Origin of the sequence: Noviherbaspirillum sp., assembly GCF_036846085.1 — a bacterium.
In the GTDB taxonomy this organism is placed as follows: Bacteria; Pseudomonadota; Gammaproteobacteria; order Burkholderiales; family Burkholderiaceae_D; genus Noviherbaspirillum.
In genome coordinates this window covers 1-4834 of sequence record NZ_DAIUCO010000338.1, presented here as the reverse complement: position 1 = coordinate 4834, position 4834 = coordinate 1, and the positions used below count along the sequence as shown (strand labels likewise).

At 61.2% G+C, this 4834-nt stretch carries 4 protein-coding genes; all 4 read right to left on the bottom strand.

The annotated features are described in order from the left end of the window. Window positions 1-110: 110 nt before the first annotated feature. Window positions 111-2372 carry a TonB-dependent receptor gene (locus V7080_RS24100; RefSeq protein WP_334190921.1) on the bottom strand — a complete coding sequence of 754 codons (2262 nt, stop codon included), beginning with the start codon at window positions 2370-2372 and terminating at the stop codon, window positions 111-113. Window positions 2373-2468: 96 nt separating this feature from the next. Beyond that, window positions 2469-3506, bottom strand: coding sequence for an extracellular solute-binding protein (locus V7080_RS24095; protein ID WP_334190920.1), 1038 nt, complete (start codon window positions 3504-3506; stop codon window positions 2469-2471). Between the two features lie 340 nt (window positions 3507-3846). After that, window positions 3847-4404: a sugar O-acetyltransferase gene (locus V7080_RS24090; RefSeq protein WP_334190919.1), complete on the bottom strand. Its 558-nt coding sequence runs from the start codon at window positions 4402-4404 to the stop codon at window positions 3847-3849. A gap of 122 nt (window positions 4405-4526) precedes the next feature. Further along, a partial coding sequence (locus V7080_RS24085; protein ID WP_334190918.1) for a DUF4383 domain-containing protein occupies window positions 4527-4834 on the bottom strand: 308 nt, incomplete at its 5' end.

Below are 4834 nucleotides of genomic sequence, written 5' to 3'. Positions count from 1 at the left end.
CGCGCTGCTGCGCCCGTCGACCCACGGCGCACCGGGCCCGAGCAGGGCCCGGGCGGTGGCGAGTTCGTCGCGGGTAAGAACGTTTTTCAGGTGCAGAAGCATGCTTCGCCTTAGAACATCGCCTTCAGTGTCAGTTCGACACGACGCGGGGTGCCCGGTGCGTAAAAGCCGCGGTACAGCGAATCCGCGTACAGCCTGTCGGTCAAATTGGTGACGTTGAGCTTGGCTGTCCAGGTTTCATTGATCGTGTACTCGGCCATGGCGTCGAAGACGGTGAAGCTGCCGGCAGTGACGTGACGGGCGCCTTCCGGGTTCTGCTCGCCGCGATGGGTGAGACCGGCGCCGAGGCGCAGCGCAGGCAACACGCGGTAGGTGGTCCAGAGGCTGCTGCTGTGTTTGGGCGTCAGGCCGGGGCGGTCGCCCTTAACCTGCGCGCCGGTACCGGCTGCGTTGAGCGCCACGTTGCTTTCATCGATCTTGGCGTTCGGAATCCAGGTATGGTTGAAGAAGACTTCCCACTTCGGCGTAATGCGGCCGGCCAGGTTGAACTCCATACCGGCCGCATGACGCTTGCCGGACAACAGTTGCTGTGTCGCCGCGCTATCCTCGTCGGTATTGCGCTCGTTGTACTTCTCGCTATAGAAGGCCGCCACACCGAGTGAGGCACGCTTTTCGAACAGTTCCCATTTGCCGCCGATTTCCAGGTTGCGGCTTTTCTCGGCCGGCGTCCTCGCATCGTTGAGGTTTGGAGAATTGACCGCAAACTGATAGGTGTCGCCGGAGGTGTTGTAGGAGGTGCCAAAGGACGCGTAGTAGGACGCGACATCGCTCGGCTGGAACAATGCGCCGACACGGGGTGACCACAGGTTGTCATTACGCTTGAAGGAGACCCCGTCCCGCGCAAGGTAGGATGCCTCGAAGTGATCGAAACGCAGGCCGCCGAGCAGTTTGACCGTCGGGGTGACACTCACCATGTCCTGCACGTACAAGCCGATGTTGCGTGCATCGAAGGTGTTGAAGCCACGCATGGTCCGCGTGTCGGCAACGGATGCGCCATCGTTCGGCCTGCCGACCGTGGTGTTCGGTTTGGTTACCACCGGAGTGCCAACCGAGTTGTAGTCACGCTTGGCATCCTCATTGTAGACATCGACACCCGCGAGGATGGAATGGTTGCGCCCGCCCCAGTTGAAATTTCCGGTGAAGTCACTCGACAGCTGGGTTGTGTCGCTGACGCCGATCCGTCCTTTCGGCGTGCGGCTGATCACGGTCGCATCGTTCAGATTGCCGAGTGTGGTGCCGGCGCCGAAGCGGATGACACTGGCCCATAGATCGCGCTCATACCGCCCGTGACGCAGCGTGGTCTTGAGCTGGCTGCCGTTGTCGAAGCGGTGAACATGGCCGACGGTTCCGTAGGTCGCCTGCGTATCGAGATAGTCGCTGGCGAGGCCGTAGTAATTCTTCGCCGGCAGCGTCTCGATGATGGCGCCGCGCGTGCCGCCCGACAGGAACCAGGGATGGTTGTACAAAGGCCGGCCCTCGACCCGCAGGTGGAACAGGCCGACAGTGAATTCGTCCCGGGTGCCGATGCCCCAGCTATACGTCGGCGCGATACCGACTTTCTTTTGCCTGGCGCCCCAGTTTTCGGCGTTATGCACCATGGCGTTTAGGCGCAACGCCGCATCGTCACCGGTCTTGATGTTGAAGTCGCCGGTCAACCGGTGGAGTTCGCCGGTGCCGAGCGTGTAGGTCACTTCGTTCTGGTTAAACAGAAACGGTGTCTTGTTGACCTGATTGACGACGCCGCCGGTCGAGCCTTTGCCGAACAACATCGATGCGGAACCCTTCAGTACTTCGATGCGGTCATTGTTGAAGGTGTCGCGCTCATACAGAGCGGCATCGCGCATGCCGTCGGTGTAGATATCACCCGCCTGGCCGAGCGAGAAGCCGCGCAGGCGCACATCTTCCTCACCCGTCTCGCCGGCCTGGAAGGTCACGCCGGCGGTGGTGCGCAGCACTTCGCGGAAGTCATCGAGGTTGCGATCGTCCATCAGCCTCTCGGTCATCACCGTAACCGACTGCGGAATGTCGCGCAGTTCCTGGTTGCCCTTGCCGATGCCGGTCGTCGTCGTGCGGAACGACTCCTTGCTCAGCGTTTCCTGCTGGCCCTTCACTTCCACGGCGGGCATCACCTGTTCGGGGGAGGCAGGGGGCTGTGCGGTGGTCTGCGCCACCGCGGAGAACGATGCTGCCAGCATGAGCGCGCCGAGCGGCATGCCGGACGGACGGCGGATTTCGGATTGCGACGGTGTCGAGGTTTGCTGCGCGCATGCGGTAGCCGCCGCCAGCCGGCGCTTCGCCAGTTTCTTTTTCATTGTGTATCCCTGTAGGTAAAGTTGTCTGATCGTCAGGCTGGCTATCTTCAGGGAATGGCTGGCTGCGACTTCATGGCACGAAAAACAAAAAACGGATTACTTGTAGCCGACGCGGTCGAGTATCTTCTGCGCGGAGACCTGGTTCTTGCCGATGGCGGTGATGGAGACGTTCTCGGTCTTGAACTTGCCCATCTGCTGCAGCACCGGATTCTTGACGACCGCAGAACTTACTACTGGCCATTCGTTGTTGCCGTTGGCGAAGTAGGCCTGCGCGTCGTCGCTGGCCAGATACTCGAGGAACTTGACGGCGGCGTCGCGCTGGCGGGCATTCTTGGCAACCGCGCCACCGGCGACGTTGATGTGGGTGCCGGCCCCTTCCTGGTTGGGCCAGACGAAACCGACCTTGTTCATCATCTCGCGATCTTCGGACTTGGTGGAACGCAGCAGGCGCGCGTAGTAGTAGGAATTGACGAGCGCCACGCCGCATTCGCCGCTGGCCACGCCCTTGATCTGATCGGTGTCGCCACCCTGCGGCGGCCGCGCGAAGTTGGCGACCATGCCTTGCGCCCATTTCTCGGTCGCTGCTTCGCCGTTACGTTCGATCATGGCGCCGATCAGCGACAACATGTACGGGTGCGAGCCGGAGCGCGTGCAGACCTTGCCCTTGTTGACGGGATCGGCCAGCGATTCATAGGCAGCAACTTCGTCGCGCTTCACGCGCACCTTGTTATAGACGATGACGCGCGCCCGGGTGGACAGGCCGAACCACTGTGCGCCCTGCCCCTCGTCGCCACCGCGCAGGTTGGCGGGAATCCGCTCCTCCAGCACTTTGGACTTCACCGGCTGGAACATGCCTTCGACCTGGGCACGCCACAGGCGGGCGGCATCGACCAGCAAAATCACGTCTGCCGGGCTGTTCTTGCCTTCGTTGCGCAGGCGCTCCATCAGCACGGCATCATCCGCTTCGATACGGTTGATCTGGATACCAGTCTGCTTGGTAAAGTTGCTGTACAGCACTTCATCGGTCTGATAATGGCGTGCGGAATAGAGATTCAGTACGTTGTCCTGGGCTTGCACCGGCGAAACGCTGACGAGCGCGGCGGCCAGCAGGGAAATCTTGAAGCGGAACGTCATTCGGGGGCCTGTCGGGTTGGTCGGACGGATGGTCGGATAGGTCGGTCGAAAAAGGCAGTAGCGTCAACATTCATCTAAACATTGGCCGAATACCAGCCTGCGCGACGCCGGACAATTGCATTGTTGGCGCATTGACTGGCGGCATATCTACCACCATCTTCTTAAATCTAAACGATAACGATTCGCATTCTAATATAGATGTAGCGAATTTGCACTGTTTTTAAGAACCTGGTTAAAGGAAGGGAACAACGGTGAAAGCGGGGACTATTGCGGGCTTTCAATGGCCCGACTCGGTCTGGACGCGGGAATGCCGTTCCGCCTGCCGCCGGATGGCAGAGTCTTATCCGGCCGGACGAAGCACGCGGCAAGGATTGCCGGCGGCGATCATCCCGTCCGGAATGTCCCTGGTCACCACGCTGCCGGCGCCTATGACCGCGCCCTTCCCTACCCGGACACCCGGTGCGAGAATCGATCCGCCGCCTATCCATGCATCGTCGCCGATCTCGATACCCTTGCCGAATTCGGTTCCTGCCCTGCGTTCCGCGACGGTGAGCGGATGCGTGGCGGTGTAGATCTGCACCGCCGGGCCGATCAGCACGCCCGTTCCGATGCGTACCGGTGCGACGTCGAGGATGACGCAGTTGAAATTGAGGAAGACCTTGCCGGCGAAAAGAATGTTGCTGCCGTAGTCGCAGTAGAAAGGAGGCTCGATCCATGCGTCCGGTCCTGCCGACGGGATGAGCTCCATGAGCAGGCGGCTGCGTTCCTCGACCTGGTCGTCGCGCGTATCGTTGAGCGCCTTGAAGAGCAGTCGGGCGCGACGGCGCTCATCGCTGAGCTGCCGATCGAGCGGATCGTACAGCTCGCCGGCGAGCATCTTTTCTTTCTCGGTTTTCATGGAAAGCTCTCCTGCCCGGAATGTCGTGCAGGAGCCGGCACGACATTATCTTGCGCCGGACGGCGCATCAAGGATCAATCATACGGGCTGCACCGGCCGGCGGCAGCCCGCTACCCGAGACGTCACGCGCGCTGAACGTGCTGGGTGTCGTGCTTGCGCACGAAGCCGAAATAGGCGGCAATCAGCGCCGTTCCCGCATGCAGCCATACGTCATGGCTATGCAGCGGCACCAGCCCGAACATGGTGTTCAGTCCGGGGAACAGACCCATGATGGCCAGCAAGGCATAGATGATCGCAAGGCCTTTCGCATAGCCGACGGCGGCACCGACACTCTTCGCCGCAACCAGGCCCCAGACACCGATGGCAAGATGAACCAGCGTATGCAGCACATTCACCGGAAACAGGCCGAGCAAGCGGCCATGCAGGGTGT

What these genes read in the sequence shown, in the direction of transcription:
- V7080_RS24100 (WP_334190921.1), bottom strand. Translation starts at nt 2,372, where the DNA reads ATGAAAAAGAAACTGGCGAAGCGCCGGCTGGCGGCGGCTACCGCATGC.
- V7080_RS24090 (WP_334190919.1), bottom strand. Translation starts at nt 4,404, where the DNA reads ATGAAAACCGAGAAAGAAAAGATGCTCGCCGGCGAGCTGTACGATCCG.
- V7080_RS24095 (WP_334190920.1), bottom strand. Translation starts at nt 3,506, where the DNA reads ATGACGTTCCGCTTCAAGATTTCCCTGCTGGCCGCCGCGCTCGTCAGC.